21 protein-coding genes and 1 pseudogene are annotated in these 26,077 nt (G+C 62.2%); 18 read left to right on the plus strand and 4 right to left on the minus strand.

All coding sequences use genetic code 11. The features are described 5' to 3' along the window. The first annotated feature begins 172 nt into the window (after window positions 1-172). Complete coding sequence (locus THECO_RS01925) at window positions 173-1,243, plus strand: NAD(P)/FAD-dependent oxidoreductase (protein ID WP_015253382.1); 1,071 nt, start codon at window positions 173-175, stop codon at window positions 1,241-1,243. 90 nt (window positions 1,244-1,333) lie between these two features. On the opposite strand, the gene THECO_RS01930 is transcribed toward THECO_RS01925, so the two are convergent. The 3 genes and pseudogenes from THECO_RS01930 to THECO_RS01940 all read right to left on the minus strand — a co-directional run bounded on the left by THECO_RS01930 (window position 1,334) and on the right by THECO_RS01940 (window position 2,513). Continuing rightward, window positions 1,334-1,528 (minus strand): hypothetical protein, encoded by a 195-nt coding sequence (locus THECO_RS01930; RefSeq protein WP_041853751.1) that lies wholly within the window; start codon window positions 1,526-1,528, stop codon window positions 1,334-1,336. A 128-nt stretch (window positions 1,529-1,656) separates the two neighbouring features. Further along, window positions 1,657-1,941: pseudogene (locus THECO_RS20900) on the minus strand (arylamine N-acetyltransferase); the annotation flags it as partial. Between the two features lie 26 nt (window positions 1,942-1,967). Further along, window positions 1,968-2,513, minus strand: coding sequence for an NADPH-dependent FMN reductase (locus THECO_RS01940; RefSeq protein ID WP_015253384.1), 546 nt, complete (start codon window positions 2,511-2,513; stop codon window positions 1,968-1,970). A 135-nt stretch (window positions 2,514-2,648) separates the two neighbouring features. Here THECO_RS01940 and THECO_RS01945 point away from each other — a divergent pair, with 135 nt between their 5' ends. The 10 genes from THECO_RS01945 to THECO_RS01990 all read left to right on the plus strand — a co-directional run bounded on the left by THECO_RS01945 (window position 2,649) and on the right by THECO_RS01990 (window position 16,614). After that, window positions 2,649-3,410: an ArsR/SmtB family transcription factor gene (locus THECO_RS01945; protein ID WP_015253385.1), complete on the plus strand. Its 762-nt coding sequence runs from the start codon at window positions 2,649-2,651 to the stop codon at window positions 3,408-3,410. A 14-nt stretch (window positions 3,411-3,424) separates the two neighbouring features. Further along, complete coding sequence (locus THECO_RS01950) at window positions 3,425-3,994, plus strand: glycerol-3-phosphate responsive antiterminator (RefSeq protein WP_015253386.1); 570 nt, start codon at window positions 3,425-3,427, stop codon at window positions 3,992-3,994. A gap of 203 nt (window positions 3,995-4,197) precedes the next feature. After that, window positions 4,198-5,877 (plus strand): glycerol-3-phosphate dehydrogenase/oxidase, encoded by a 1,680-nt coding sequence (locus THECO_RS01955; protein WP_015253387.1) that lies wholly within the window; start codon window positions 4,198-4,200, stop codon window positions 5,875-5,877. A gap of 266 nt (window positions 5,878-6,143) precedes the next feature. Further along, window positions 6,144-7,247, plus strand: coding sequence for an alpha/beta hydrolase (locus THECO_RS01960; protein WP_015253388.1), 1,104 nt, complete (start codon window positions 6,144-6,146; stop codon window positions 7,245-7,247). Between the two features lie 98 nt (window positions 7,248-7,345). Then, window positions 7,346-9,118, plus strand: a complete 1,773-nt coding sequence (locus THECO_RS01965) for a sensor histidine kinase (protein ID WP_015253389.1) — start codon at window positions 7,346-7,348, stop codon at window positions 9,116-9,118. After that, window positions 9,096-10,715 (plus strand): helix-turn-helix domain-containing protein, encoded by a 1,620-nt coding sequence (locus tag THECO_RS01970; protein ID WP_015253390.1) that lies wholly within the window; start codon window positions 9,096-9,098, stop codon window positions 10,713-10,715. Before THECO_RS01965 ends, THECO_RS01970 begins: the two co-directional genes overlap by 23 nt. Before the next feature lie 101 nt (window positions 10,716-10,816). Continuing rightward, complete coding sequence (locus THECO_RS01975; RefSeq protein WP_015253391.1) at window positions 10,817-12,346, plus strand: ABC transporter substrate-binding protein; 1,530 nt, start codon at window positions 10,817-10,819, stop codon at window positions 12,344-12,346. An 85-nt stretch (window positions 12,347-12,431) separates the two neighbouring features. Further along, window positions 12,432-13,379 carry an ABC transporter permease gene (locus THECO_RS01980; protein WP_015253392.1) on the plus strand — a complete coding sequence of 316 codons (948 nt, stop codon included), beginning with the start codon at window positions 12,432-12,434 and terminating at the stop codon, window positions 13,377-13,379. A gap of 19 nt (window positions 13,380-13,398) precedes the next feature. Beyond that, window positions 13,399-14,283 (plus strand): carbohydrate ABC transporter permease, encoded by an 885-nt coding sequence (locus THECO_RS01985; protein ID WP_015253393.1) that lies wholly within the window; start codon window positions 13,399-13,401, stop codon window positions 14,281-14,283. A gap of 42 nt (window positions 14,284-14,325) precedes the next feature. Next, a complete protein-coding gene (locus tag THECO_RS01990) occupies window positions 14,326-16,614 on the plus strand; it encodes a beta-glucosidase (RefSeq protein ID WP_015253394.1) in 2,289 nt (762 codons plus the stop codon). 80 nt (window positions 16,615-16,694) lie between these two features. On the opposite strand, the gene THECO_RS01995 is transcribed toward THECO_RS01990, so the two are convergent. Beyond that, window positions 16,695-17,597, minus strand: coding sequence for a LysR family transcriptional regulator (locus tag THECO_RS01995; RefSeq protein ID WP_041853753.1), 903 nt, complete (start codon window positions 17,595-17,597; stop codon window positions 16,695-16,697). A 165-nt stretch (window positions 17,598-17,762) separates the two neighbouring features. Between THECO_RS01995 and THECO_RS02000 the strand changes: the two genes are divergently transcribed. From THECO_RS02000 to THECO_RS02030, 7 genes are all read left to right on the plus strand, one after another. Then, window positions 17,763-18,971, plus strand: coding sequence for a CaiB/BaiF CoA transferase family protein (locus tag THECO_RS02000; RefSeq protein ID WP_015253396.1), 1,209 nt, complete (start codon window positions 17,763-17,765; stop codon window positions 18,969-18,971). A 27-nt stretch (window positions 18,972-18,998) separates the two neighbouring features. Beyond that, on the plus strand, window positions 18,999-19,931 hold the full coding sequence (locus THECO_RS02005) for a hydroxymethylglutaryl-CoA lyase (protein WP_015253397.1): 933 nt from the start codon (window positions 18,999-19,001) through the stop codon (window positions 19,929-19,931). Window positions 19,932-19,989: 58 nt separating this feature from the next. After that, entirely contained in the window at window positions 19,990-21,624 is a 1,635-nt protein-coding gene (locus tag THECO_RS02010) for a CocE/NonD family hydrolase (RefSeq protein ID WP_232427725.1), read from the plus strand. An 8-nt stretch (window positions 21,625-21,632) separates the two neighbouring features. Further along, a complete protein-coding gene (locus tag THECO_RS02015) occupies window positions 21,633-22,817 on the plus strand; it encodes an acetyl-CoA C-acetyltransferase (protein ID WP_015253399.1) in 1,185 nt (394 codons plus the stop codon). Window positions 22,818-22,838: 21 nt separating this feature from the next. Next, the gene (locus THECO_RS02020; RefSeq protein WP_015253400.1) at window positions 22,839-23,528 is read left to right on the plus strand and encodes a CoA transferase subunit A; all 690 of its coding nucleotides are present in this window, start codon (window positions 22,839-22,841) and stop codon (window positions 23,526-23,528) included. Window positions 23,529-23,609: 81 nt separating this feature from the next. Then, complete coding sequence (locus THECO_RS02025; protein WP_015253401.1) at window positions 23,610-24,278, plus strand: CoA transferase subunit B; 669 nt, start codon at window positions 23,610-23,612, stop codon at window positions 24,276-24,278. A 49-nt stretch (window positions 24,279-24,327) separates the two neighbouring features. Further along, entirely contained in the window at window positions 24,328-25,971 is a 1,644-nt protein-coding gene (locus THECO_RS02030) for an ABC transporter substrate-binding protein (RefSeq protein ID WP_015253402.1), read from the plus strand. The last annotated feature ends 106 nt before the right edge of the window (window positions 25,972-26,077 follow it).

Genomic DNA, 26,077 nt, shown 5'->3' on the forward strand with positions numbered 1-26,077 from the left:
AACGTCACTATATCGATGAGCCGTCATTCGACTTCAGCGACGCCATCTCGCTGAACGGCCGGCTGGCCTTCTCCGAGCGCATCCTGCCGGACGGCGCGAAAGAATAAACATAGCGGCACGCCATGGCCCAGGAGAGGCATGGCATGTTTCCATAAGGAGAGGAACCGGAAGCATGGAAGAACGCGATCTGTTCGACGTCACGATCATCGGCGGCGGTCCGGCCGGCCTGTATGCCGCCTTCTACAGCGGGCTGCGCGAGATGAAGACCAAGATTATCGAATTCCAGCCTTTCCTGGGCGGGAAGATCAACGTCTATCCCGAGAAGGTGATCTGGGACGTCGGCGGTCTGCCGCCGACGACGGGCGAGAAACTGATCGAGCATCTTGTCCAGCAGGGAACGGCCTTCAACCCGGAGGTCGTGCTGAACGAGAAGGTCACCGGAATCGACAAGAATGAAGCGGGCATTTTCGTCCTGAAAACGGCGTCGGGCAGCCTGCATTACTCCCGAACCGTCATCCTCGCGATCGGCAGCGGCATCCTGAAGCCGATGAAGCTGAACCTGGAAGGCGCGGACCGGTTCGAGGCGTCGAACCTGCACTACACCGTGAAGTCGATCGGCCGGTTCAGGGACAAGACGGTGCTGATCGCCGGCGGCGGCAACTCCGCGATCGACTGGGCGAACGAGCTGAGCGAGATCGCGCGGAAGGTGTATCTGACGTACCGCAAGGACACGCTGAAGGGCCATGAAGCATCGGTAACGAAGCTGTCGGAGAACGGCGTCGTCTGCCTCCCGAACACCGAGATCGTGCGCCTGATTCCGGCATCGGACGAGGATCGCATCGAGCGGGCCGTGCTCCGGGATCTCGAGGACGATTCGACCGCGGAGCTGCAGATCGACGATCTGGTCGTCTGCCACGGCTACGAGCGGGACCGGGACATCATCGACAACAGCAACGTCCGCATCGAAATGAAGGACGAATATTGCGTGGCGGGCACGCCGTCGGGCGAGACGAGCGTTCCGGGGCTGTTCGCGGCGGGGGATATTCTGTCGCATGAGGGCAAGCTGCACCTGATCGCCGGCTGCTTCCAGGACGCCGCGAACGCCGTCAACAAGGCGAAGCAGTACATTGCGCCCGATGCGCCGGGGTACGGCATGGTGTCCTCGCATAACGAACTGTTCAAGGAGCGCAACCGGGAATTCAAGAAACGGCTGTTCGCGGAACTGGCCGCCGTTCGGGAGTGAAGCCAGCGAAGCCTCCAGGCAATACGGGAATGGCCTGCCGGCATGGTTGCAGAGATCGTGCCGGCAGTTTTTTTTGTTCGGGCAGGACGGTCAATGTCCGGCTGCGCCGCGTTCGCGGATGGCGGCTGCCGCGATGATGGCCACGAGCACGTTGGCCGCTTCGTACAGGAGGCCGATCGGCCAGAAGGTTCCCGTGCCGAGCAAGGCCGCGGCCAGGGCCGACAGGGCGCTTGCGCCGGTGTACATGGCAGAGCTGTTGAGGGACAGCACCGTGCCTCTGGACAACGGATTGAGTTTTCCGAGACCAGCGCGGTGAACGCGGACTGGCCGGCGGCATACAGGGCCGCCCACACGATATGCAGCAGGACGGACACCCACAGGATGCCGGTGAACAGGCTCAGCGCGAAGACCGAGACGCTGGCCCGATGCCGGCAGACCCGGAAGCCGAGCGAGCGGAGCAGCACGCTGAACGCGCCGTTCAGGTGAAAGCAATACCTGCTGCGGTTCTCCAGCATCAGGCGGACGGACGCGTCAAGATCGATCGGAGCAGGCCGTCCGGCGACGATGTCGACCGTCTGCCAGGAAACGGCCGACACATGCGCCCGGTGGAGCTCGGCGAGATACCCGAGGCTCGGCGGCTGAATCTCTCCGATCCCGATTCTGCGCAGGTACGCCTTGATCTCGGGACGGGTCAGCATCATGATTCCGTCACCGCGCCGGCGGGCTAGGCAAAACTGCCGGCCCGCAGCTTTCCCGCGAGCCCGACAAATTGTTCGACGGCCTGGTCGATGTGCTCCGCGATCGCCGGATCTTGCGAAATGCCGTCCCGATCGAAGACGTGCTGTCCGTCCCCGACGGAGATCCAGTCCGGGCTCAGAATGCCGTGAAGATTCCGGACGATGGCTTGCAGATGGTTCAGCGAGCTGACGCCGAGCCGCTCGCCCGCCAAGCTGACGGCGAGCACCGGTTTGCCCGCCACATGGACGTTGTCCAGGTAATCCAGCGCGTTCTTGAGCGAGCCGGAGATGGAGCCGTGGTATTCGGGCGTCCCGAGGACGAGGCCGTCGGCCTGATCGACCGACGCGATCAGGCGGGCGGTTTCCGGGGGAACGGCGTCCGCATCGGGGGAGAAGAGCGGCAGCCGCACAGTCCCGAGATCGGTGAAGGACAAGCGGATGCCTTTTGCGCTCAGCTTCCGCTTGATATGGCGCAGGATGCCGGTGCTGGCAGCGTTGCGCCGGTTGCTTCCGGCGATAATGGCAATGTGCATGGAAAATACCTCGCTTTAGGGTCAATGTGAGCGGCGCCTCATAACAGGTGACAAAATGGTCACTTTTAATATACGTGACTATATGGTAACATTTCAATAGTCAAACTTGCGCTTGCCGCATGGAGGCCGGTCACGATGGATGACATTTTCAAAGCGCTGGCGGACCCGAGCAGACGCACCTTGCTCGATCTGCTGTATGAGAAGGATGGCCGGACGTTGAACGAACTTTGCGCGCATTTGCAGATGTCCCGGTTCGGTGTGATGAAGCATCTTCGCATTCTGGAAGAAGCGGGCCTGCTTACGACGCGGCGGGCCGGCCGGGAGAAGTACCACTATTTGAACCCGGCGGCCATTCGCCAGATCCACGACCAATGGGTGAGCAAGTACGCGGAACCGTGGGCGGCGGGACTGAGCCGCCTGAAACAAGAATTGGAGCGTGAACCGGATATGGAGCGGAAGCCCAGACATGTACAGCGCATTGCGATCCGGACGAGCCCCGAGCAGGTATGGAGCGCGCTGACCGCCCCGGAGAAGACATCGCAATATTGGTACAACGGGGCGCTTCGGGGGGAAGTCCGGGCGGGCGCTCCTTATGAGATCCTGAATCCGCAGGGGAAGCCGCAGGCCAGGGGGGAGTTTCTGGCCGTGGAGCCGCCCCGCCGGCTGGAGATGACCTGGCAATTGCTTGAGCTGGCCGAGACTGCGGAAGAGAAGCCGTCTCGCCTCACCTGGGAGATCGAGGCGCGCGCGGATTTTCCCGGGGTGACGCTGGTGACGGTGGTGCACGACGAGTTCGAGGAAGCGCCGAACACCGCCCGCGTGCTGGAGGAAGGCCTGGCGATCGTGCTGTCCGGCATGAAAACGCTGATCGAGACGGGCCGGCCGCTCAGTTCCTGATGGGGGGATGGTCCATGCGAGAGAACAGTCCGTTCGGCGGCCAGCGGCTGCTGCCCGCCGTCAGACATCCGAAGGAGCTGGAACGGCTGCTGAAGACGCCGCTCGCCTGGCTCGTGCTGCTGGGCGGGCGGCTCGGCCAATTGCAGCCGATGGTGAAGCTGGCCGCGGATCACGGCAAGCGCGTGCTGCTTCACGCCGATCTGATCGACGGGCTGAAGAACGACGAGTACGCCGCCGAATTTTTGTGCCAGCAGATCCGGCCGGCCGGCCTCATCTCCACCCGGGTCGCGGTCATCCGCAAGGCGAAGCAGAACGGGGTGCTGGCGATCCAGCGGCTGTTCCTGATCGACTCGGGGGCGCTGGACACGAGCGTCGAGCTGGCGAGGCAGGCGCAGCCCGACCTGATCGAGGTGCTGCCGGGCCTGCTGCCGCAATGGATCCGCGAAGTGAAGGACCGCGCCGGCGTCCCCGTCATTGCCGGCGGCCTGATCCGCACGCAGGACGAAGTGACCGCCGCGCTGGAAGCGGGGGCGGCGGCCGTGACGACGTCCCGGCCGGATTTGTGGGGCGGGCATCGGGCTTGACGCCGCGGAAGGACGCTGAGGGAAAGTTTTTTCTCAGCCGGGCTGTCGCGCGGCATGATTTTGACGTATAATAGAACCATACAAGTTAATATCGGTTGGAGAGTTTGAGAAACCGCGTTTTGGACTTTCGTCGTTTCGTTGTGGGGAACGTCGGGAGCCGGGCGTGGTTTTTATTTTTTTCGCGATAGGGAGGCTGTACCGACATGCGTACATCGGCTGAACAAGAATATATCGGCGCCTGGTCGGCTTTGGAACGGGAGCGGATGCTGCAATCGCTCGCAGGGGAGACGGTCGACCTGCTCGTCATCGGCGGGGGCATTACCGGCGCCGGCATCGCCCTCGACGCGGTCACCCGCGGCCTGCGCACGGCGCTGGTGGAGATGCAGGATTTCGCGGCCGGCACGTCCAGCCGTTCGACCAAGCTGATCCACGGCGGGCTGCGGTATTTGAAGCAGCTCGAGTTCAAGGTGGTGGCCGAGACCGGCCGGGAGCGGGCGGTCGTGTACGAGAACGGGCCGCACGTGACGACGCCGGAGTGGATGCTGCTGCCGTTCTACAGCGGCGGGCAATTGGGGCCGTTCACGAGCAGGCTGGGGCTGACGCTGTACGATTATTTGGCCCGGGTGAAAAAAGACGAGTGGCACAAAATGCTGAACGCGCGGGAGACGCTGGAGCGCGAACCGCTGCTGCGGAGCGAAGGGCTGAGGGGCGGCGGCTACTACGTGGAGTACCGGACGGACGACGCCCGGCTGACGCTGGAGGTATTGAAGCGGGCGGTCGAGCTCGGCGCGACGGCCGTCAATTACGCCGCTGTCACCGGGCTGCGGTATGACGGTACGCGGCTGTCGGGGGCCGTCGTGCAGGACCGGATCGGCGGAGGAGAATACGAATTGCGCGCCCGCCACATCATCAATGCGACCGGTCCGTGGGTGGACGACATCCGGGAGATGGATCGCTCGAAAGAGGGCAAAACGCTCCGTCTGACGAAGGGTGTGCATCTCGTGTTTGACCAGGAGCGGTTCCCCTTGAGGCAGGCCGTTTATTTCGATACGCCGGACGGGCGGATGGTGTTCGCCATCCCGCGCGACGGCAAAACGTACATCGGCACGACCGATACGGATTACGCCGGCGATCCGGGGCATCCGCGCATGGAAGAGGATGATCTTTCGTACCTGCTGGACGCGGCCAATTATATGTTCCCTTCGCTGGGATTGACGCCCCGGGACGTGGAGTCGAGCTGGGCGGGCCTGAGGCCGCTCATCCGGCAGGAAGGCAAGAATCCGTCGGATATTTCCCGCAAGGACGAGATTTTCTTGTCTCCGTCCGGCCTGATCTCCATCGCCGGCGGCAAGCTGACCGGCTATCGGAAGATGGCCGAGCGGGTCGTCGATCTCGTGTCCAGGCGGCGCCAGGCGGACGACCTGCCGGCACTTCCGGCGAGCCGTACCCGGACGCTCGCGATCTCGGGGGGCGATGTCGGGGGCAGCGCCGGGTACGAGGCGTACGTCCGGCAGCAGACCGAAGCCGGAATCGCCGCCGGGCTCGGCCCGGACGAGGCGGAGCGGATCGCGCGGCGCTACGGCTCCAACGCGCCCCGGCTGTTTGAGCTGGCGGTCGGATCGCGCGATTTCGCCGACCGGCACGGGCTGCCGCTCGCGCTCGCCGCGGAGCTGCGATACGCCGTCTTGGCGGAGATGGCCGCTACGCCGGCGGATTTCTGGATTCGCCGGACGGGCCGGCTGTTCTTCGACCGCCCCGGCGTGCTGCGGTGGAAAGACGCGGTGTCGGCCGCGATGGCGGAGCTTCTCCGGTGGAGCGGCGGGCAGCGCGAGTCGTACGACCGGGAGCTGGACCGGCTGCTGGCGGAGGCGGTGGAGCCGTAAGCCATCGAAGCATTTTCCTGAAAATAGCCGTCATACCCACCCGCGGGAGCCGCTCGGTTGAGCTGTAATTCATCCGATATCAAGCCGCAAACCAATCGATCGCCGCGTGAGCGGATCGGTTGGTTTTTTGTGCTTCCGGGCGATGTTTGGGTCAACCGTCCGGAAAAATAGTCGGGATTCGTAAAATAAAAGGTCGGCTTACCGCAAGCGTATCCGTGCTGCCAGGATTAGAATGAGAATTCAAAATATCCGGGGAGGAATCCAGCATGACCTACGAGCAATTGTTGACCGCATTGCGTGAGAAGGCCCGCTCGGAACAGCGGGACGGCTACGAATTCATCGTCAAGCCGATTCCGGATTCGGAGGAAGGCTGGGGGGAGCTTGACCCCCGCGTGCTCCAGGTGCACCAGGAGACGGCCGCCCGGATGCAGGGGCAGACAATGCCGCCGATCCCGGAAGATCCCGTGGAATTTGCCCAAATGATGCGGAAGATGATGGGCTGGGAGAACCGCGACGTGACCGGCGGCGCGGTGAAGACCGAGTGCCGGGAGATCGAAGGCAGCGAGACGCAGATTCCGGTCCGCATCTACACGCCGCCGGTGGAAGGGAAGCGTCCGGCCGTCGTGTTCTTCCATGGCGGCGGCTTTATCGGCGGCTCGCTCAAGACGGTGGAAAATCCGTGCAAATGCCTGGCCTATCACGCGGGCGCGGTGGTCGTCTCCGTCGATTACCGGCTGGCGCCGGAACATCCGTATCCCGCCGGGCTGACCGACTGCTTCGATGCAGTCCGGTGGGTGCACGATCATGCGGACGAGCTCGGCGTCGATCCGGAACAGATCGCGGTGGCCGGAGACAGCGCCGGCGGCAACCTGTCGACGGTGTGCGCCTTGATGGACCGCGACAAGCAGACCAACCTGATCAAATATCAAGCGCTGATCTATCCGACGGTCAACATGGCGGGAGCGGAAGTGGAAGGATACAAATGGTCGCTGGACAACTACGAGATCCGCAATCACCGGGAATATATCGAACGCGCCCTCGGCTTCATGGGCTCCGGGGAGCGGAAGGGCCCGCAGCTTCATGATCTGTATCTGCAAGGCCGCGCCGAAGTGACGGATCCTTACATGTCCCCGCTGCTGGCCGACCTGCACGGCATGCCGGATACGCTCATCATCACGGGCGAGTTCGACTTCCTGCGTTTCGAGAACGAAGCCTATGCACGCAAGCTGGCCCGCTCCGGGGTAAACACGACGGTCATCCAGTACAACGGCGTCGACCATGCGTTCATGGACAAGATCGGACAGTATCCGCAGGCGGAAGACTGTATGACGGAAATTGCCAAAGGGGTGCGCCGGCGCTTCAACCGATGAGCTTCCGGCTTCCATGCGGCATGCTGTTTCTTCCTGCGGACGGCGGCACCGGTTAATGCTAGAATGGGGACATCCGTTCATCGCGGGAGGAGATCGGGATGCGTGGATCCGGAATGTCATTCAATTCCTTGCGGGTCAAGCTGACAGCGGCAATTCTCGTGTTCAGCGTCCTGCTTGTCAGCCTGCAGTGGGTTCTCCATCTGTCCGCCGTCAAAGTGGTGCGGGAACAGGTCGCCAAATCGAATCAGAAACTGCTCAGCCTGCACATGCGGGGACTCGATGCGGATTTGGAGGAATTGGACCGTTACTTGTACGACCTGTCCGTGAGCAATGTCGATGTGCAGCGGCTTGACAGAATGCGTGCCGCGAACGAGCTGGAATATGATATGGCCCGGCTGCGCCTGTTCAACACCTTGAAGCATTCCATTGAAAATTACCGGAATACGGATATCCTCTTCGTCTACTCCGGGCAGAACGACGATGTGCTGCTGGTCGGGCGTTCGGATTTCGGCAACACCTATGAAGAACGCAGCCAGATGCGCTCCGAAATACTTTTCATGCTGGACTCCGGTCTGCAGAAGCCGATTGCGCCCGAATGGCAGATTTGGCGATCGGAGTCCGGCAAGTATTACGTATATCGTCTGGTGAAGACGGGCTCCACCTATCTCGGCGCGTGGGTCAGGGCAGACAAGCTGGTTCAGCCGTTGGATTTGCAGGATGACGGCGACAGAGGCTTCGCCCTGCTGGCGACGCTGGATCTGGAGCCGATGCAGCATGCCGATCAGGTGGCGCTGGACAGCATTGCGCTGAACTATGAAGCAAACACGTTCCGGATGTCCGGAGACGACTCGTCCTATCTGGTGCTCGGCGAGCGGTCGGAGAAAGGCGCGTTCCACCTGGTTGCCGTCATTCCTGAAAGCGCTATCCTCCAACATTTGCTGTATCTGAAACGCCTGACGTACGTTGTCACGATCGGGGCCTGTATCTTTCCGCTCATGCTGGCCTGGTATTTGCGCAAAGTGTTCCTGCTGCCGATTCTGCGTATCGTTTCGGCGATGCGCAGGCTGAGCGACGGCAATTGGAAGACCCGATTGGAACTCGGCGCTGTGTCCGATGAATTTCGCCTCATGAACCATACGTTCAATCGCATGATCGAGGAGATCCGGCATTTGAAGATTGACGTGTATGAGGAAAAACTGAATCACCAGAAAGCCGAATTGAAGCAGCTGCAATTGCAGATCAATCCCCATTTCTTCCTGAACTCGCTCAACATCATTTACAATCTGGCTACCGTGCGGGATTATGCGATCATTCAGGAGATGACCAAATGTCTGGTCGCCTATTTCAGATTTATCTTTCAGAGCGATGCATTCTACGTTCTGTTGCGCGACGAGCTTGCCCATACCCGCAATTACTTGCGTATTCAGCAATTGCGGTTCCCGCAGCGTCTCACGTTCCGGATTGACGTCGACGACGATGCGCTGAATTGTCCGATTCCGCCGCTGGTCATTCAGAATGTCGTCGAGAATTCCATCAAGCACGCCTTCAATCTCGATGACATGCTGGATATCCGGATTCGTGTGTCGGCGGCCGGAACCGGGAGCGAGCGCAGGCTTCTCGTCCGGATTGCGGACAACGGGCCGGGGTTCCCGCCGGAAGTGTTGGACCTGCTGAGGCAGGATCGGGATCTGGTCCAGGACGAAGGGGGAAGAATCGGCATCTGGAACCTGAGACGCCGTCTGAGACTGCTGTATCCTTCCGGCTACCGCCTGACGTTCGAGAACGGCGCCGAGGGCGGTGCCGTGGTCACGATGGAACTTGCGATCGGCAACGAGGGGGGAACGAAGCATGTGTCGCATCTTGCTGGTTGACGACGAGGTGCACGCCGTGCGCGGACTGCAGGCGGGCGTTCGATGGGAGACGCTCGGTATCCGGGAAGTCTGTACGGCGCACAGCCTGAAGCAGGCGCAGGAAGTTTTCTCACACACGTCCATTGACGTGATGATCTGCGACATCGAGATGCCGAACGGTTCCGGGCTGGATCTGCTCGCATGGGTGCGCGAGCATCGGCCCGAGACGGTGACGGTGTTTCTCACCTGTCATTCGGAGTTCGGATTCGCGCAGCGCGCCCTTCAGCTCCATTGCTTTGACTATCTGCTGAAGCCGGTGGATTACGGAGATCTGGAATCCGTCGTGTCCCGGGCGCTGGAGAAGCGAAGGAAGGAGCGGGAGCGGATCATGCTGGAGGAGACGAGCCGGCGGTATGCCCGTCTGTGGGAAGAATACCGGCCGATGCGCAAGGAACTGTTCTGGAAGGACATCGTCGAGAAGACCGTGCCCTCCGTCCCGGACAAGATCCGCGAACATGCGGAACGCCGTCACGTGCTTCACAACCCCTTGACACGCTACGTGCCCGTGTACATTCGGGTTCAACGTTGGCATGTGACGTTGTCGGAGCGCGATGAACGGATCATGGAATACGCGCTGCGGAAAGCTGCCGAAGAGAAGCTGTGCGGGAACCTGCCGGACGCCGCGATCGTTCGCGTCGGAAACGGCGAGATGCTCGTCCTGATCCCGTCAGGCGAATCCTGTGACGAACAGGCGGCCGTCCGCCTGCAGCGCGACTGTCAGGAATTCATTCAGTCGTGCAAGTTGTATTTCCGCTGCGAATTGTGCGGTTACATCGGAAAGCCCGTCCAATCACACGAGATGGCGGAGATGTACCGCAGACTGCAGCAGATGGACCGGGATAATGTCACCCGGGTCAACGAAGCGATCTTGCTGGTTGATCATAACGGCGCCCCCAAACCGATCGAACCGTTGCCGATCGAACTGTGGGTGGAATGGTTGAAAGCCGGCGAGAAGAAACGGCTTCTGGACGATCTGGCGCGGTATCTGGAAGACGCCCGGGAGCGCCGCACGCTCGACGCGTCCAGATTGCAGCGCATCTATCAGGACTTCGTGCAGGCGGTATTCTTTGTGCTGTATTGGAAGGGCTTACAGGCCCATGAAGTGTTTGACGGCAACCTGCTTACGGACCGGCCGGACGAGGTGCTGCGATCCGTCCATACGTTCCGGGAATGGGCCGGGCTTGTCGTCGAAGTGGCGGTCGACCGGCTGCATCACGATGAAGCGAACCGGTCCGTCATCGAACGGGCGAAGCAGTATATCCGGCAGCAGCTCGGCGAGCAGGAGCTGTCCAGGGAACAGATCGCCCGGCACGTCTATCTGAATCCCGATTACCTGACGCGCCTGTTCAAGAAAGAGACCGGCATGTCAATCTCCGACTATCTGCAGCAGCAGCGGATCGAGTACGCCAAGCATCTGCTGACCCATTCCGATCAGCCGGTCAGCGCGGTTGCCCTGTCCGCCGGTTACGCCAACCTGTCGTATTTCTCCACCTTGTTCAAGAAGACGACCGGTCTGACCCCCGTGGAGTTTCGCCGGCAAATGCGGCACACCGGCTGAACATGTCAAGATTGTGAAAACAGAAAGTCGGATGAGTGGTCGGCCGGCCCCGCCCCCCGACTCTATAATTCGAGATAACTTCACCCAAGGGGGTATGCCAAGTGGCAAGCAACAAGCGGAAATTATGGGCTCTCACGTTGAGTTTGCTGCTGATCGCCGGGCTTCTGGCGGCGTGCGGCGGAGGATCCGGCTCGGGCTCCGGGAACTCGAAAGGTTCGTCGGGCGGCGGACAATCGTCCGGATCCGGCGAAAAGCCGGTCGAACTGATCTTCGCCATGCCGAATACGGGCACGCCCATGAATGACCTGGAGCTGGTCCAGGAAGAAATCAACAAGATCGCTTTGCAGAAAATCAACGCCACGGTCAAGTTCACGCTGATTGACTGGGCCGCCTGGAACCAGCAGATCAATCTCGTGCTGGCCGGCAATGAACAGCTCGATCTGCTCGTCACTTCGGCGTACATGAACTACTCCAGCATGGTGGCGAAAAATCAGCTGATCCCGCTCGACGATCTGCTGCAGCAATACGGCCAGGGGATCATGGAAGCGATGGACCCGGTGTTCTATGAGGGCACGCGGATCAACGGCAAAATCTACGGCGTCTCCAGCTTCCGGGAGCTGGTCGCGGATTACGGCTTCAACGCCCGCAAAGATCTGCTGGACAAGCATCAGATCGATCTGAGCCAGGTCAAATCGTTCGAAGATCTGGAGCCGATCTTCCAGCTGATCAAGGAGAAGGAGCCGGGCATGATTCCGCTCGTGCAGCGGAACACGAGCAACACGGTCGTGAACGACATGATTGCCTCCCGCGTCGACAATCTCGGAGACGGGATGGGCGTGCTGATGCTGGACGACAACAACACGACGGTCGTCAATCTGTACGAGACGCCGCAGTATCGGGAAGCGGTCGAACTGGCGCGGAAGTGGTACAACGCGGGTTACATCGCGTCCGATGCGGCAACGAGCCAGGAAGGCTACGTCGCGCTGATGAAGGCGGGCAAAGGATTCGGCTATTTCTCGAACATGAAGCCCGGATTTGAAGCGCAGGAGACCGGCCTGATCGGCTACGAGATCGAAGGCGTGCGCCTCACGCCGGCGGTGGGCGGTTCTTCCGGTCCCGTCGCGTTCATGATTTCGATTCCGAGCAATTCGAAGCATCCGGAGAAAGCGATGCAATTCATGAACCTGCTCTATACGGACGCCGACATCATGAACCTGCTGACGCTCGGGATCGAAGGCAAGCACTACGTGAAGACGGACAACGGCCAGGTGCGCGTGCCGGACGGCGTGGAAAGCAGCGGCTATGTGTTCAACCAATGGCTGATCGGCAACAACTCCCTGACGTATGTATGGGAAGGCTGGGACCCGAACCAGTGGGAGAATCTGAAGGCGTTCAACCGCAATGCCGTCTACTCGCCCGCGCTCGGCTTCCTGTTCGATGCCAACAAGGTCAAGACAGAGGTGGCGGCCGTAAGCAACGTCATCAGCGAGTACAAGGCCGGTCTTGAGTCCGGCGCCGTGGATCCGAATGTGCTGCCGAAATTCATCGAAGATCTGAAGAAGGCCGGAATCGACACGATCATCGCCGAGAAGCAGCGGCAATTGGATGAATTCCTGGCTGCGAACCAGTAACATTCCGGCAACCGGCCAAGAAGGGCCCCGGCTGCCCCCGGCGATCGGGGCCCTTCCGATTGCAAGCCATGACGGAGGGAACCTGATGAACCAATCACGATGGCGCAAGTTCCGGAAACGGGTCGTCCGACATCGCATGCTCATCCTGATGGCACTGCCGGGGCTCGCCTATCTGGTGATCAACAACTATCTGCCGATGCTCGGCGTGACCATCGCGTTCAAGGAAATCGACTATTCCCGCAAAGGTCTGTTCAACCTGTTGTTCGGACATGAATGGGTCGGCTTCAAAAACTTCGAGTACCTGTTCCGGACGGACGACGCCTACACCATCACGCGCAATACGATTCTGTACAACGGCTTGTTCATCGTCCTGAACACGGTTGTGGCGATCGCCGTGGCGATCGTGCTGAACGAGATCAGAAGCCGCTTCATGTCGCGGCTGTACCAGAGCCTGATCCTGCTGCCCTACCTGATCTCCATGGTCATCGTCGGATACCTCGCGCTCTCGATGCTCAATGTGGAGAACGGCTTCATGAACAAGACCATCCTGCCGCTGCTGGGCATCGATCCCGTATCCTGGTACAGTGAACCGGCCTACTGGCCCTATATCCTGACCTTCGTGAACCTGTGGAAGAACGTCGGCTACCTGTGCATCATCTACCTGGCCGCCATTGTCGGCATCAACCAAGAGTACTATGAAGCCGCCGTCATCGACGGCGCCAGCAAGTGGCAGCAAATCACGCGCATCACCGTGCCGCTCATTGCGCCCACCATCACCATCATGATGCTGCTGGCGGTCGGACGGATCTTCTATTCCGATTTCGGGCTGTTCTACCAGGTGCCGCTCAACTCGGGCGCGCTCAAACCGACGACGGATGTCATCGACACGTATGTGTACCGCGGTCTGATGACGCTTGGCGACATCGGCATGTCGTCGGCAGCGGGCTTGTACCAGTCGGCCGTCGGTTTCGTCCTGATCCTGCTGTCCAACTGGCTCGTCAGAAGAAGAAGCAGGGATCAAGCCCTGTTCTGATGCGGAAGGAGAGGTCACGATGCGAACGAACGCGGTACAGCAAACATTATTCCACGCGATCATGGCGGCGCTTTCCGCAGCGTGTTTGTTTCCGTTCATCCTGCTCTTCGTCGTTTCGTTCTCCGACGAGCAGTCGATCATTCTCAACGGCTACTCCCTGATCCCCGACAGTTTCAGTCTCGAAGCTTACCGGTATCTGTGGGGCCAGCTGACGCCGCTGGCGCGCGCCTACGGCATCACGGTGCTCATTACGGCGGTCGGCACGATCACGGGCCTGCTGATCTCGTCCCTGCTGGCGTACTCGCTGTCGCGGGACGAAATGCCGCTGCGGCGCGTGCTGTCGTTCCTGGTGGTGTTCACCCTGCTGTTCAACGGCGGACTGGTGCCCACCTACCTGGTCTACACGGAAGTGTTCCACCTGAAAAATACGCTGCTGGCGCTCATTGTGCCGGGGCTTTTGACCAACGCCTTTTTCATTCTGATCATCCGCACGTTCTTCAAAATGTCGATCCCGGGCGCGGTCATCGAATCGGCCTACATCGACGGGGCATCGGAATGGACGATCTTCAGCCGGATCATCCTGCCGCTGTCGCTGCCCATTCTGGCCACGATCGGCATGATGCTCACGATCGCGTACTGGAATGATTGGTTCAACGGGCTCATCTACATTACCAATCCGAAACTGTACAGCATCCAGAATCTGCTCAACCGGATGCTGAGCAACATCCAGTTTCTGATGCAGAACGATCTGGGCGGACGTTCGTCGGAATCGCTGGCCCAGATGCCCATGAACGCGGTGCGCATGGCGATGGCGGTCATCGGCATTCTGCCGATTCTGTGCATTTATCCGTTCTTCCAGAAGTATCTGGTGAAAGGTTTGGTTATCGGCGCGGTCAAAGGCTGAGCCGCAGACCGGATTTGATCGAAAGTTGACAGGAGGGGTTCGATGGATTCGCAAACGCCGCAAACAAGGGATGTCCGCGCGCTCGTGCGGCAGATGACTTTGGAAGAGAAGGCCTCGCTTCTGTCGGGACGCGACTTCTGGACGACGAAGCCGATCGAACGGCTCGGCATTCCGTCCGTCATGATGACCGACGGACCGCACGGCCTGCGGAAACAGCGGGCAGACGCCGACAATCTGGGGCTGTTCGACAGCGTGCCCGCGACCTGCTTCCCGACAGCGGCGGCGCTCGCCAGCTCCTGGGATCGCGGCCTCATCCGCGAGGTGGGCGAAGCGCTCGGCGAGGAGTGCCAGGCCGAAGATGTGGCGATTCTGCTCGGGCCGGGGGCGAACATCAAGCGCTCGCCGCTGTGCGGACGCAACTTTGAATATTTCTCGGAAGATCCGTACCTGTCGTCGGAAATGGCGGCGCATCACATCCTCGGCGTCCAGAGCAAGGGCGTCGGCACGTCGCTCAAGCATTACGCGGTCAACAACCAGGAGCACCGCAGAATGTCGGTCGACGCGGTCGTCGACGAGCGGACGCTGCGCGAGATTTATCTGGCCAGCTTCGAAGGCGCGGTCAGGCAGGCGCAGCCCTGGACGGTCATGTGCTCGTACAACAAGGTGAACGGCACCTACGCATCCGAACATCCGGAGCTCCTGACCCGCATCCTGAAAGAAGAGTGGGGCCACGAAGGATTCGTCGTCTCTGACTGGGGAGCCGTCAACGACCGGGCGGCGGGCGTTGCGGCCGGTCTGGAGCTGGAAATGCCGGGCAATGGCGGCATCAACGACCGGAAAGTCGTGGAAGCGGTGCGGAATGGCAGCCTGCCGGAGGACGTGCTGGATCGGGCCGTCGAGCGGCTGCTGACCATCATTCTGAGGGCGGTAGACAGCAGGAAGCCGGGTGCAAGCTATGATGCGGATGCGCATCACCGGCTGGCGCGCAGGGCCGCCGGCGAGAGCATGGTGCTGCTGCGCAACGAAGACGGCACGCTGCCGCTTGAGAAGTCCGGCCGGATCGCGGTAATCGGCGAGCTCGCCGTGAAGCCGCGCTACCAGGGCGGCGGCAGCTCCCACGTCAAGCCGACGCGGCTGGACAACCCGCTCGACGAAATCCGCCGTTCGGCGGGACCCGCCGCGGAAGTCGTCTATGCGCAAGGCTACGAACTGGCGAACGATGCGGCGGATGACCGGCTGGTGGAAGAGGCGCTGCAGGCGGCGGCCGCGGCCGATGTCGCCGTCATTTTCGCCGGATTGCCGGAGAGTTGGGAGTCGGAAGGGTTCGACCGCACCCATCTGCGGATGCCGGGCAATCAGCAGTCGCTGATCGAAGCGGTGGCGGGCGTGCAGGAGCGGGTTGTCGTCGTCTTGTGCAACGGTGCGCCCGTGGAAATGCCGTGGCTCGGCAACGCGAAGGCGGTGCTGGAGGCCTATCTGGGCGGCCAGGCGATGGGCGGCGCGGTGGCCGACGTGCTGTTCGGCGACGTCAATCCGTCGGGCAAACTGGCGGAGACGTTCCCGCACAAGCTGTCCGACAACCCTTCGCACCTGTTCTTCCCGGGTGAAGGGGACCGCGTCGAATACCGGGAAGGGCTGTTCGTCGGCTACCGGTATTACGACGCGAAGGAGATCGAGCCGCTGTTCCCGTTCGGGCACGGCCTCAGCTACACGACGTTTGCTTACGAGAAGATCGAGATCGACCGCGCGCGGATGAGCGACGGGGAGACGGCCGAAGTGCGCGTCACGATTGCCAACACCGGCGGGCGGGCGGGCAAAGAGATTGTACAGCTCTACGTCCGCGACCGGGAAAGCTCCGTCATCCGTCCGGTCAAGGAATTGAAAGGGTTCGCCAAGGTGGAACTTCAGCCCGGCGAGCGGAAGACGGTGACGTTCAGGCTGGGCAAACGCGCCTTCGCCTACTACGAGCCGGCCATCCGGGACTGGCGTGTGGAGAGCGGGGAGTTCGACATCCTCGTCGGCGCATCGTCGCGGGACATCCGGCTGCAAGGCTCCATTTATGTCGAGTCGACGGTGACGCTGCCCTGGGTCATTCACCGCAACACGCTGATCGGCGACCTGCTGGCGGACGAGCGGACGGCGCCGTACGTCAGACGGATGCTGGAGAAGAATGCCCCGTTCGGCAGTGCGCCGACGGAGGAGCTCAAGGTCATGCTGGAAGCGTTCTTGAAATACATGCCGCTGCGCAACATCGCCAGCTTCAACCGCGAATCGGCGACGGATCTGGACGCGCTGCTGGAAGAACTGAACCGTCTCGTCTCTTCGACGTGAGCTTGCCGAACTGCGGCTGAATGATCGGCTGCTTCGGGATGCCGGAACCGCGGCGTCGCGAGGCAGCCGTTCTTGGTTCGTCAGCCGCGGGCGTCAATGACCTCTTTCAGCACCCGGACGAACTTCCGGGCGGCCAGCGAGAAGCGCTGCTGCCGGGACCGGATCCAGCCGAACCGCAGGGAGAGCCCGTTGTCCGCAATGTCGAGCGGGATGATGTCGCCGGACTGGACATAGGGGTCCTGGCCGACCGAGAAATCCGGATAGAAGCCGATGGCGATGCCTTCGCTGATCATCTTCTTGGCCGCTTCCGTATAGCCGAGGGAGACCAGGATGTTCAGGTCATCGGTGCCGAGCAGCTTCCGCAGGTAATCCACCTGCCGGTATTCGTGCTGCAGGGTGATCAGCGGCTGACGGGCGATCAGCTCGCGGGGAACCGGATTTTGCAACGGGATGGAAGAGTGCCGGCCGACATAGACGACATAGGTGCCGCTCAGCAGAGGGGCAAATTCGATGCGCGGATCGAACGTCTCGCCGGGCTGGCACGATACGATGCCGATGTTCACCTGTTCGGCCAGCACCTCCTGCACGATCTGGTTGGTGCCCGCCTCCTTCACTTCCAGGCGTACGTTGGGATGCTGCTTCTTGTAGCGGGACAGCGTCTCGCTGAGGAACGTGTTCATCATGCTCGGGATGGCGGCGATCTGCAGCCGGCCTTCGATCTGATCGGTCTCGGAGCGCGCTTCCTCGCACAATTCTTCAACCATGTTCAGAATGTTCTGGGCTTTGGGAAGCAGCGCGCGGCCGATGGGCGTAAGCCGGACGCCCGCCCGCGATCTCGTGAACAACTGCACGTTCAGTTCCTGTTCCAGCCCCTTGATGGCCTGGCTGATGCTCGGCTGGGCAATGTGCAATCGTTCGGCTGCGAGCGAGAACGACTGTTGGCGGGCCACTTCCACAAAATATTGCAACTGTTCGGTCCGCATGGGCGAGACTTCACCGCTTTCGCAATAAAATAGGAAATGCCTATACAAACATTATATTTACGTATTTTACATAAGAAAACACTATATTTACAATGATCCGTAAGGAGTCGGAGAGGTCGCCGCAGACTGCCGAAACAAACAGATCAACATGGGAGGACGGGCAAGATGGGACCGTTGTCGGGCATCAAGGTGATCGAGATCGCGCATTGGCTGGTCGCCCCGTACTGCGCCAATATGTTGGCCGACCTGGGCGCCGATGTCATCAAAATCGAGCCGCCGCAGGGCGATCAGGTCCGGAAGGCCGGCAGCCATTTCAAGGATGGCGAAAGTTACCTGTTCGCGGCCTACAACCACGGGAAACGTTCGATCGCGGTCAACCTCAAGGAGCCGGAGGGCGTGCGCATCGTCCACCGGCTGGCGCGCGAGGCCGACGTGATCATCGAGAACTACCGGCCCGGCACGTGTGACAAGCTCGGGGTCGGCTACGAACAGATTCGCGCGATCAATCCGCGGATCGTCTATTGCTCCATTTCGGCGTTCGGCGATACGCCCGGATACGTCAAGCGTCCGGGCATGGACCCGATTGTGCAGGGAATGGGCGCCGTCATGAGCCTGACGGGCCGACTGGACGGCGAACCGATGCTGGTCGGCGTTCCCGTCGCGGACATTTCCACCGCGTACATGGCGTTCGGCGCCATTTGCGCCGCGCTGGTGGATCGGGAGCGGACGGGAGCCGGGCAGCACATCCGGCTCAATCTGATCGATACGATGGTGTTCAATCTGTCCACCCGGTTCGCGCAGTATGTGGCCACCGGGCAGTCGCCGCGGCCGTTCGGCAACCAGCATCCGGAAGTCGTGCCGTATCAGGCGTTCCCGACGCGGGACGGCTGGGTAATGGCGGGCGCGCAGAGCGACGAGGCCTGGCAGACTTTCTGCAGCGCGATCGGCTGCACGGAGCTGGCGGATCACGAGCGGTTCCGCACGAACCGGCTGCGCCTGGAGTACCGCGAAGAGCTGACGGAACGGCTCAATGCGATCTTCTCGACCCGCACGACGGACGAGTGGTGCCGAATCTTCGAGGCCCGCGGGGTGCTGCACGGTCCGATCTGGAACGTGGAGCAGCTGGTGACGAGCGACCTGATCCGGGATCACGGTCTGATCGAGGAGGTGGAGCATCCGGTGTTCGGACAGCTTCCGGTCATCCGGACGCCGATCCGGTATTCCGAACGCGAGGTGAAAGTCCGCAGCTCACCGCCGCTGCTCGGACAGCATACCCGGGATATCTTGCGGGAACTCGGTTACTCGGATGAAGAAGTCGCCAATCTGGCCGGACGGGGCGTCGTGCTGGAAAGCCCGGCCGGCCGGACCGCGTGAGGAAACGGACGAAGGAGGGGAAAGACCATGGCGTCCCGATGGCCCGAATGTGTCCAGATCCGGGAGGTGGGCCCCCGCGACGGCCTGCAGAATGAACCGGGCTTCGTGCCGACCGCCGTCAAACTCGATTGGATCGGCCGGCTGGCCGATGCCGGTCTGTCCTACATCGAAGTGACATCGTTCGTCAGTCCGAAATGGATTCCGCCGCTGGCCGACGCGGAGGAGGTCGCCGCGGGACTCCGCCGGCGCGAAGGCGTCACCTACGCGGCGCTGGTGCCGAACATGCGCGGACTGGAGCGGGCGCTGCGCTCGGGGATTGATGAAGCGGCGGTGTTCATGTCCGCCAGCGAAACGCACAACCGCAGGAACATCAACAAGTCAATCGGTGAGACATTGCCCGTGCTGCGGGAAGTGACGGCGGCGGCGAAGGCGGCCGGCAAGACGGTGCGGGGTTACTTGTCCACCGTGTTCGGCTGCCCTTATGAGGGAGCGGTCGACACGCAGCAGGTCGTGCGGCTGACGGAGGCGCTGCTGGAAATGGGCGTCCGCGAAGTGTCGCTCGGGGATACGATCGGCATCGGCCATCCCCGCCAGGTGGAAGCGGTGCTGGAGGAGCTGCTCGGACGGGTGCCGCCGGACAGGCTCGCCCTTCATTTCCACGATACGAACGGGCTGGCGCTCGCCAACACGGTCGTCGCGCTGCAGATGGGCATTCGGACCTTCGATGCGTCCTGCGGCGGACTGGGCGGCTGTCCGTATGCGCCGGGCGCCGCGGGCAACGTGGCGACGGGCGATTTGATCCGCATGCTGCACGCCATGGGGGTGCGGACGGGCGTCGACGAGGCCGGGCTCTCCGAAGCGTCCGCGTATATTCTGCAAGCGCTGGCGCGAACCGGCGGCGACCCGGGCGCGGCAGCCGGCGATTGCCTGACGGGAGGTGACCGGGATGTCTGTTCTTGAACTTTTTGCCGGCCAGATCAGGAAAGGGTTGCCGGAACCCCGGCATGAGGCCGGGCCAATGACCGTCCATCGCGTCGCCATGCGCGACGGGACGGAACTCTATACACGCGCCTACTTGCCGGCCGGGCCGGGGCCGTGGCCGGTGGTGCTCATCCGTAACCCCTACGCCGGTATGCTGCCGATGCTCGAAGTGACGGCTTCCGTCTGGAACGAATACGGGTACGCGGCCATCGTCCAGGACTGCCGGGGGACGGGGCGGTCGGGCGGGGAATGGACGCCGTTCGTGAACGAACGGATGGACGGTCTGGACACGATCGAATGGATCGTCCGCCAGCGCTGGATGGACGGCAACATCGGCACCTACGGTCATTCGTATCTGAGCGCCGTGCAGCTTGCGATGGCCGACCGTTTCCCGCAGGAAGTGAAGGCGATGGTGCTCTCCGGATTTTCGACGGAACGGTTCCGGAGCCATTACATGAACGGCATGTTCCGCCAGGACGTCTACACCGGGTGGGCGCTCGAGAATGCGGGAATCGAGCCGCTCGATCCGGAAAATCTGTTCGCCCGCGCCGTCTCGATCCGGCCGCATCTCGAGATGGATGAGCGGCTGTTCGGCAAGCGGCTGCCCTGGTACCGGCAATGGATCACGAACACCAGCCCGCTGGATGAATACTGGAGCGCCGGATTCTGGGCCGAGCTGCGAGAGATTCCCAAGTATATTCAGACGCCCGTGCTGATGGCGGCCGGCTGGTTCGATCACCATCTGGACGGCATGCTCATGGACTACCGGAAGCTGCCCGAGGGCACGCGGGCCGTCAGCCGCCTGATCGTCGGGCCGTGGGTGCACACCCTCTCGCCCGCGGGGGATCTCGAATATCCGGACGGCGAACGGAACCTGTTGGCCGAAGCGGTCCTGTGGTTTGACGTGCACCTCCGGGGAGCCGGAGAATCGGTGCCCGCGGGGGAGACGATGACCTACGTCGTGCGGGAAGGCCGCTGGCGCCGCTGGCCGGGCGGCTTCGAACCGGACGGCCGCCGCATCCTGTACCTGGCGGGCGACGGCAGCGTGCCGCACCGGATCGCCGGCGCGCCGTCTCCGCTGGAGGAGCGGATCGGGTACACGTACGATCCGGACAACCCCGTGCCGACGCGGGGCGGAGCGGGATTGCTGCGTTATCTCTCCGGCGCGCCCGACGCGCCGAAGCCGGCCAGCCTGCGGCAGGAACCGCCGGGATACCGGGACGACGTCATCAGCTTCCTGTCTGATCCGCTGGATGAGGACCTGCGCATTGCGGGTTCCGTCGAAGTGCGGCTGTTCGTCTGCTCCGAGGCGCCGGACACGGCGTTCTCCGTGAACCTGATGGAAGTGACGCCGGACGGCGAAGCCTACAATATCCGGGACGGCATTACCAGCCTGTCGTATCGCAACGGCGTCAAACTGCCGGTCGAATACATTCCCGGCAGCGTGGTGGAGGTGATCATCAAGCTGTGGCCGATTGCCTGGACGATCCGCAAAGGCTGCCGGCTTCGGCTTGACGTCTCCTCCTCGAATTTTCCCGCGTACCACGTCCATCCCAACAGGTCCGGATGCTGGGCGCTGCAGGCGGACACGCGTGTCGCCCGCCAGACGGTGCATCTCGGCGGCCGATATCCGTCGCGGATCGAGATTCCGGTCGCTGATGAAAGGAGCTGAATCCATCCATGTCTGAAGCGGTTATTGTAAGCGCTGTCCGAACGCCGATCGGCAAGTTCATGGGCAGTCTGCAGGATGTGCCGGCGGCGCGGCTCGGCGAGATCGTCATCCGGGCGGCGGTCGAACGGGCCGGGATCGATCCCGCGTCGGTCGACGAAGTGATCATGGGCAACGTCCTGCAGGCCGGCGAAGGACAGAATCCGGCGCGCCAGGCCGCCCTGGCGGCAGGGCTGCCGCAGGAGACGCCGGCCGTCACCATCAACAAGGTTTGCGGCTCAGGGTTGAAGGCGGTGCAACTGGCCTGGCAGGCGATCCGGTGCGGCGATCTGACGACGGTCGTCGCCGGCGGCATGGAGAACATGAGCCGGGCCCCCTTTCTTGTCCGGGAAGCGCGCGGCGGCCTGCGCATGGGGCACCGGGCGCTCGTCGACAGCATGATCAGCGACGGCCTGTGGTGCGCCATCGGCGACCATCACATGGGCATCACCGCGGAGAACTTGTGCGAGCGGGCAGGCCTGACCCGGGAGGAGCTGGACCGGTTCGCCTGGGAAAGCCAGCGGAAGGCCGCCGAAGCGATCGGGGCCGGGCGGTTCCGCGAGGAGATCGTGCCGGTGGACATTCCGGCGCGCGGCGGCAAGACGGTCCGGTTCGAAGCAGATGAATATCCGCGGCCGGACACGACATTGGAGGCGCTGGGCGCGCTGCGCCCGGCGTTCAGGCCGGACGGCCTGGTGACCGCGGGCAACGCCTCGGGCATCAATGACGGAGCCGCGGCGGCCGTCATCATGAGCGCGGAGAAGGCGCGGGCGCTCGGGCTGAAGCCGATGGCGGTCATCCGGTCCGTCGCTTCGGCGGGCGTCGATCCGGCCGTCATGGGGCTGGGGCCCGTGCCCGCCGTCCGCAAGGCGCTGGCTCGGGCCGGGATCGGCCTCGCCGATGTCGGCCTCGCCGAACTGAACGAAGCGTTCGCCGCCCAGATGCTCGCCTGCCGGAAGGAACTGGAGCTCGATCCGGCCATCGTGAATGTGAACGGCGGCGCCATCGCCCTGGGCCATCCGATCGGCGCCAGCGGCGCGCGCATCCTGGTCACGCTGCTGCACGAGATGGCGCGGCGGAAGGTCCGGTACGGTCTTGCCGCGCTGTGCATCGGCGGCGGTCAGGGCATCGCCGCCGTGGTGGAACGGCCGGATTGAAACCGGAAAGGAGGTTGACGGATGAAACCGGTATACGAGTCGTTTCTTGACGTGACAAGCGATATTCCGGACGGCGCCGTGCTCATGATCGGCGGGTTCGGACTCGTCGGCATCCCGGAGAACCTGATTCTCGCGCTGGCGGAACGGGACGTGCGGAATCTGACCGTCATTTCCAACAACTGCGGCGTGGACGACTGGGGACTCGGCCTCTTGCTCCAGAGACGGCAGATCCGCAAGATCATCGCGTCCTATGTCGGCGAGAACAAGGAGTTTGAGCGCCAGGTGCTGGCCGGCGAGATCGAGGTGGAACTCATTCCGCAAGGGACGCTGGCCGAGAAAATTCGCGCCGGCGGCGCGGGCATCCCCGCGTTCTACACGCCCGCCGGCGTCGGCACGCCGGCCGCGGAAGGCAAGGAAACCCGCGTGTTCGGCGGCAAGGAATATGTGCTGGAACACGCGCTGCGCGCCGATTTCAGCCTGATCCGCGCGGCAAGGGCGGACCGCATGGGCAACCTGGTCTACAACAAAACGGCCCGAAACTTCAATCCGATGATGGCCGCGGCCGGCGCCGTGACCATCGCCGAAGTGGAGGAGCTCTGCGAAACGGGGACGTTCGATCCGGACGAGATCCATACGCCGGGCATCTACGTGCAGCGGCTCATCGTCGGCCGGCAGCAGAAGCGGATCGAGCGGCGAACGGTGCGGGCATGACGCCGGCGGGCCGAAACCGCTGAACCGGAAAAACCGGCAAGCGCCGAAGAGATTCAACCAGCGGAAAGCGAGGAGAGGATCATGAGCGCGGATCGAGCGGCCTTGAGAGAGAAGCTGGCCAGAAGAGCGGAGAAGGAGATCGCCTCCGGGAATTACGTCAACCTGGGCATCGGCATTCCCACGCTGGTGGCGAATTACATCGCGCCGGACAAGCGGGTCATGCTCCATTCCGAGAACGGACTGCTGGGCGTCGGCCCGTATCCGACGGAAGCGGAAGTCGATCCGGATCTGATCAACGCGGGCAAGGAGACCGTCACGGCGGTCCCCGGCGCCGCCTACTTCGACAGCGCGGAATCGTTCGCCCTGATCCGCGGGGGACATCTCGACGTCGCCATCCTGGGCGGCATGGAAGTGTCCGAGCGGGGCGATCTGGCCAACTGGATGATTCCCGGCAAAATGGTCAAGGGCATGGGCGGCGCGATGGATCTGGTCCATGGCGCGAGGCGCGTCATCGTGGTGATGGAGCATGTCAGCAAGGACGGCTCCCCGAAGATTGTGCGCGCGTGTTCGCTGCCCCTCACCGGACAGGGGGTCGTGAACCGGATCATCACCGAACGGGCCGTCATCGATGTGACGCCGGACGGACTGCTGCTGCGGGAAGCGGCGGCGGGCTATACCGTGGATGACATTCGCGCCTGCACGGAACCCGAGTTGATGGTGGCGGACGATCTGATTCTGGATGCGTATTAATCCGCCGTCTTCAATGATAAACAACACAGACAAACAGGGAGGATCAAGCATGAACAGGTTCAGGAAGCTGAAGATTGTTGCGATGGCAATGTTGGCGCTGTTGCTGGTGTTGACCGCCTGCAGCGGCGGCAAGAGCTCAGACAGCGCTTCGTCTTCGGGCGGCAGCTCCGCCGGAACGTCGGAAACAAGCGGCGGCAACGCGCAAAGCGGCGGCGATGCGCAAAGCGGCGGCGGCAAGAGCGGAGAGAGCGTGCTGAGGGTCGCGCTTCCGCTGAACCCCAGAATTATCGGTTATCCCGCGGAAGTGACCAACAACGGTCCGCTGCCGTTCCTTGACCCGGTCGTCCAGTCGCTGCTCCATTTCGACGAGAAGGGCAACCATGTGCCGTGGCTCGCGGAGAGCTGGGAGACCGACGCCGAAGCGGCGACGATCACGTTCAAGCTCAAGCAAGGCGTCAAGTTCCATGACGGCACCGACTTCAACGCGGAAGCGGTGAAATGGAACATCGAGCAGTACATCGAGAACAAGCGCACGGAAACGGAAAACATCGCTTCGATGGAAGTCATCGACGACCATACGCTGCTCATCCGTCTGAAGGACTGGAACTCGAGCTCCCTGGAAGCGATCGGGTTCTTCGTCCGTCACGTGTCGCCGACCGCGGTGCAAGCGAACGGCAAGGAATGGGCGTATACCAATCCGGTCGGCACCGGTCCGTTCCTGCTCGACCAATGGAACATGAACGTCTCGGTGACCTACAAGAAAAACCCCGACTATTGGGAACCCGGAGAGCCGAAGGTGGACCGGATCGAACTCCTGATCATCGAAGACGCCAACACGGCCGCGTCCGCCCTGAGGGTCGGAGAAGTCGACCTGATTCAGGCCGGCAACGTCGACCTGGCGGATGAACTGATCAAGTCGGGCGAATTCGACTATGTGCTGCAAAAGAACGGCATCGGCGCCGTCGGCGTCGGGCTCATTCCCGACAGTGTGACCGAAGGCTCGCCGTTTGCGGACGTGCGGGTCCGCAAGGCGATGGCGCACGCCATCGACGAGGTCGCCCTCGCCGAAACGTTCGGCAAAGGCTACTGGGAGACGACCAACCAATGGGGTTCGAGGGAAGCCTACACGTTCAATCCGGAAGTCGAAGGTTTTCCGTATGATCCGGAGAAGGCGAAGCAGCTTCTGGCGGAGGCCGGATACCCGAACGGATTCAAGACGAAGCTGTTCTCCGGTCTGAACACGAAGGACGTCTTCACCGCCATCCAAAGCTATCTGGCGCAAGTCGGCATCGACGCCGAGCTGATCGTCGTCGACGAAGCGCAGGTTCAATCGCTCTACTTCAGCACGTGGGAAGGCGGCCTGATGGGCCATTTCCACTCGGTGCAACCGGACCTGGGCCTGTACATGTTCCGCCATCTCGATCCCAACGGCGCGTTCTACGCGAAGGGCATCATCCATCCGGAAGATGTGCTCGAGCTGCTCAGAGAGAACCAGAAGGCGCCGAACATGCAGGTGAAGACCGAAACTTCGCACAAGCTGCAAAAACTGGTCTACGACGAATACGCCATTGTGGGCAAGCCGCTCTATATTCCGATGGGCATTTTCATCAAGCAAAAGTATGTCAAGGACGACGGTTTCGGTGTGACGCACAACGCGTTCTGGACTCCCGACAACGTCTGGCTCGACAAGTAAGGGCGCGCGCGACGCCGGTGATTGCATAGTTCCGGTGAATGTCGGCAAGGGTTTGGCCGGCATTCACCGGTCTATCTTCACATCAAGTTATCGAATGGGGAGCATG

The organism is Thermobacillus composti KWC4 (assembly GCF_000227705.2).
Classification (GTDB): domain Bacteria; phylum Bacillota; class Bacilli; order Paenibacillales; family Paenibacillaceae; genus Thermobacillus; species Thermobacillus xylanilyticus.

Excerpts from the sequence above, each read along its gene's own strand:
- THECO_RS01925 (WP_015253382.1), top strand. The coding sequence starts at position 173 with ATGGAAGAACGCGATCTGTTCGACGTCACGATCATCGGCGGCGGTCCG.
- THECO_RS01940 (WP_015253384.1), bottom strand. The coding sequence starts at position 2,513 with ATGCACATTGCCATTATCGCCGGAAGCAACCGGCGCAACGCTGCCAGC.
- THECO_RS01945 (WP_015253385.1), top strand. The coding sequence starts at position 2,649 with ATGGATGACATTTTCAAAGCGCTGGCGGACCCGAGCAGACGCACCTTG.
- THECO_RS01950 (WP_015253386.1), top strand. The coding sequence starts at position 3,425 with ATGCGAGAGAACAGTCCGTTCGGCGGCCAGCGGCTGCTGCCCGCCGTC.
- THECO_RS01955 (WP_015253387.1), top strand. The coding sequence starts at position 4,198 with ATGCGTACATCGGCTGAACAAGAATATATCGGCGCCTGGTCGGCTTTG.
- THECO_RS01960 (WP_015253388.1), top strand. The coding sequence starts at position 6,144 with ATGACCTACGAGCAATTGTTGACCGCATTGCGTGAGAAGGCCCGCTCG.
- THECO_RS01965 (WP_015253389.1), top strand. The coding sequence starts at position 7,346 with ATGCGTGGATCCGGAATGTCATTCAATTCCTTGCGGGTCAAGCTGACA.
- THECO_RS01970 (WP_015253390.1), top strand. The coding sequence starts at position 9,096 with ATGTGTCGCATCTTGCTGGTTGACGACGAGGTGCACGCCGTGCGCGGA.
- THECO_RS01980 (WP_015253392.1), top strand. The coding sequence starts at position 12,432 with ATGAACCAATCACGATGGCGCAAGTTCCGGAAACGGGTCGTCCGACAT.
- THECO_RS01985 (WP_015253393.1), top strand. The coding sequence starts at position 13,399 with ATGCGAACGAACGCGGTACAGCAAACATTATTCCACGCGATCATGGCG.
- THECO_RS01990 (WP_015253394.1), top strand. The coding sequence starts at position 14,326 with ATGGATTCGCAAACGCCGCAAACAAGGGATGTCCGCGCGCTCGTGCGG.
- THECO_RS01995 (WP_041853753.1), bottom strand. The coding sequence starts at position 17,597 with ATGCGGACCGAACAGTTGCAATATTTTGTGGAAGTGGCCCGCCAACAG.
- THECO_RS02000 (WP_015253396.1), top strand. The coding sequence starts at position 17,763 with ATGGGACCGTTGTCGGGCATCAAGGTGATCGAGATCGCGCATTGGCTG.
- THECO_RS02005 (WP_015253397.1), top strand. The coding sequence starts at position 18,999 with ATGGCGTCCCGATGGCCCGAATGTGTCCAGATCCGGGAGGTGGGCCCC.
- THECO_RS02010 (WP_232427725.1), top strand. The coding sequence starts at position 19,990 with ATGACCGTCCATCGCGTCGCCATGCGCGACGGGACGGAACTCTATACA.
- THECO_RS02015 (WP_015253399.1), top strand. The coding sequence starts at position 21,633 with ATGTCTGAAGCGGTTATTGTAAGCGCTGTCCGAACGCCGATCGGCAAG.
- THECO_RS02020 (WP_015253400.1), top strand. The coding sequence starts at position 22,839 with ATGAAACCGGTATACGAGTCGTTTCTTGACGTGACAAGCGATATTCCG.
- THECO_RS02025 (WP_015253401.1), top strand. The coding sequence starts at position 23,610 with ATGAGCGCGGATCGAGCGGCCTTGAGAGAGAAGCTGGCCAGAAGAGCG.
- THECO_RS02030 (WP_015253402.1), top strand. The coding sequence starts at position 24,328 with ATGAACAGGTTCAGGAAGCTGAAGATTGTTGCGATGGCAATGTTGGCG.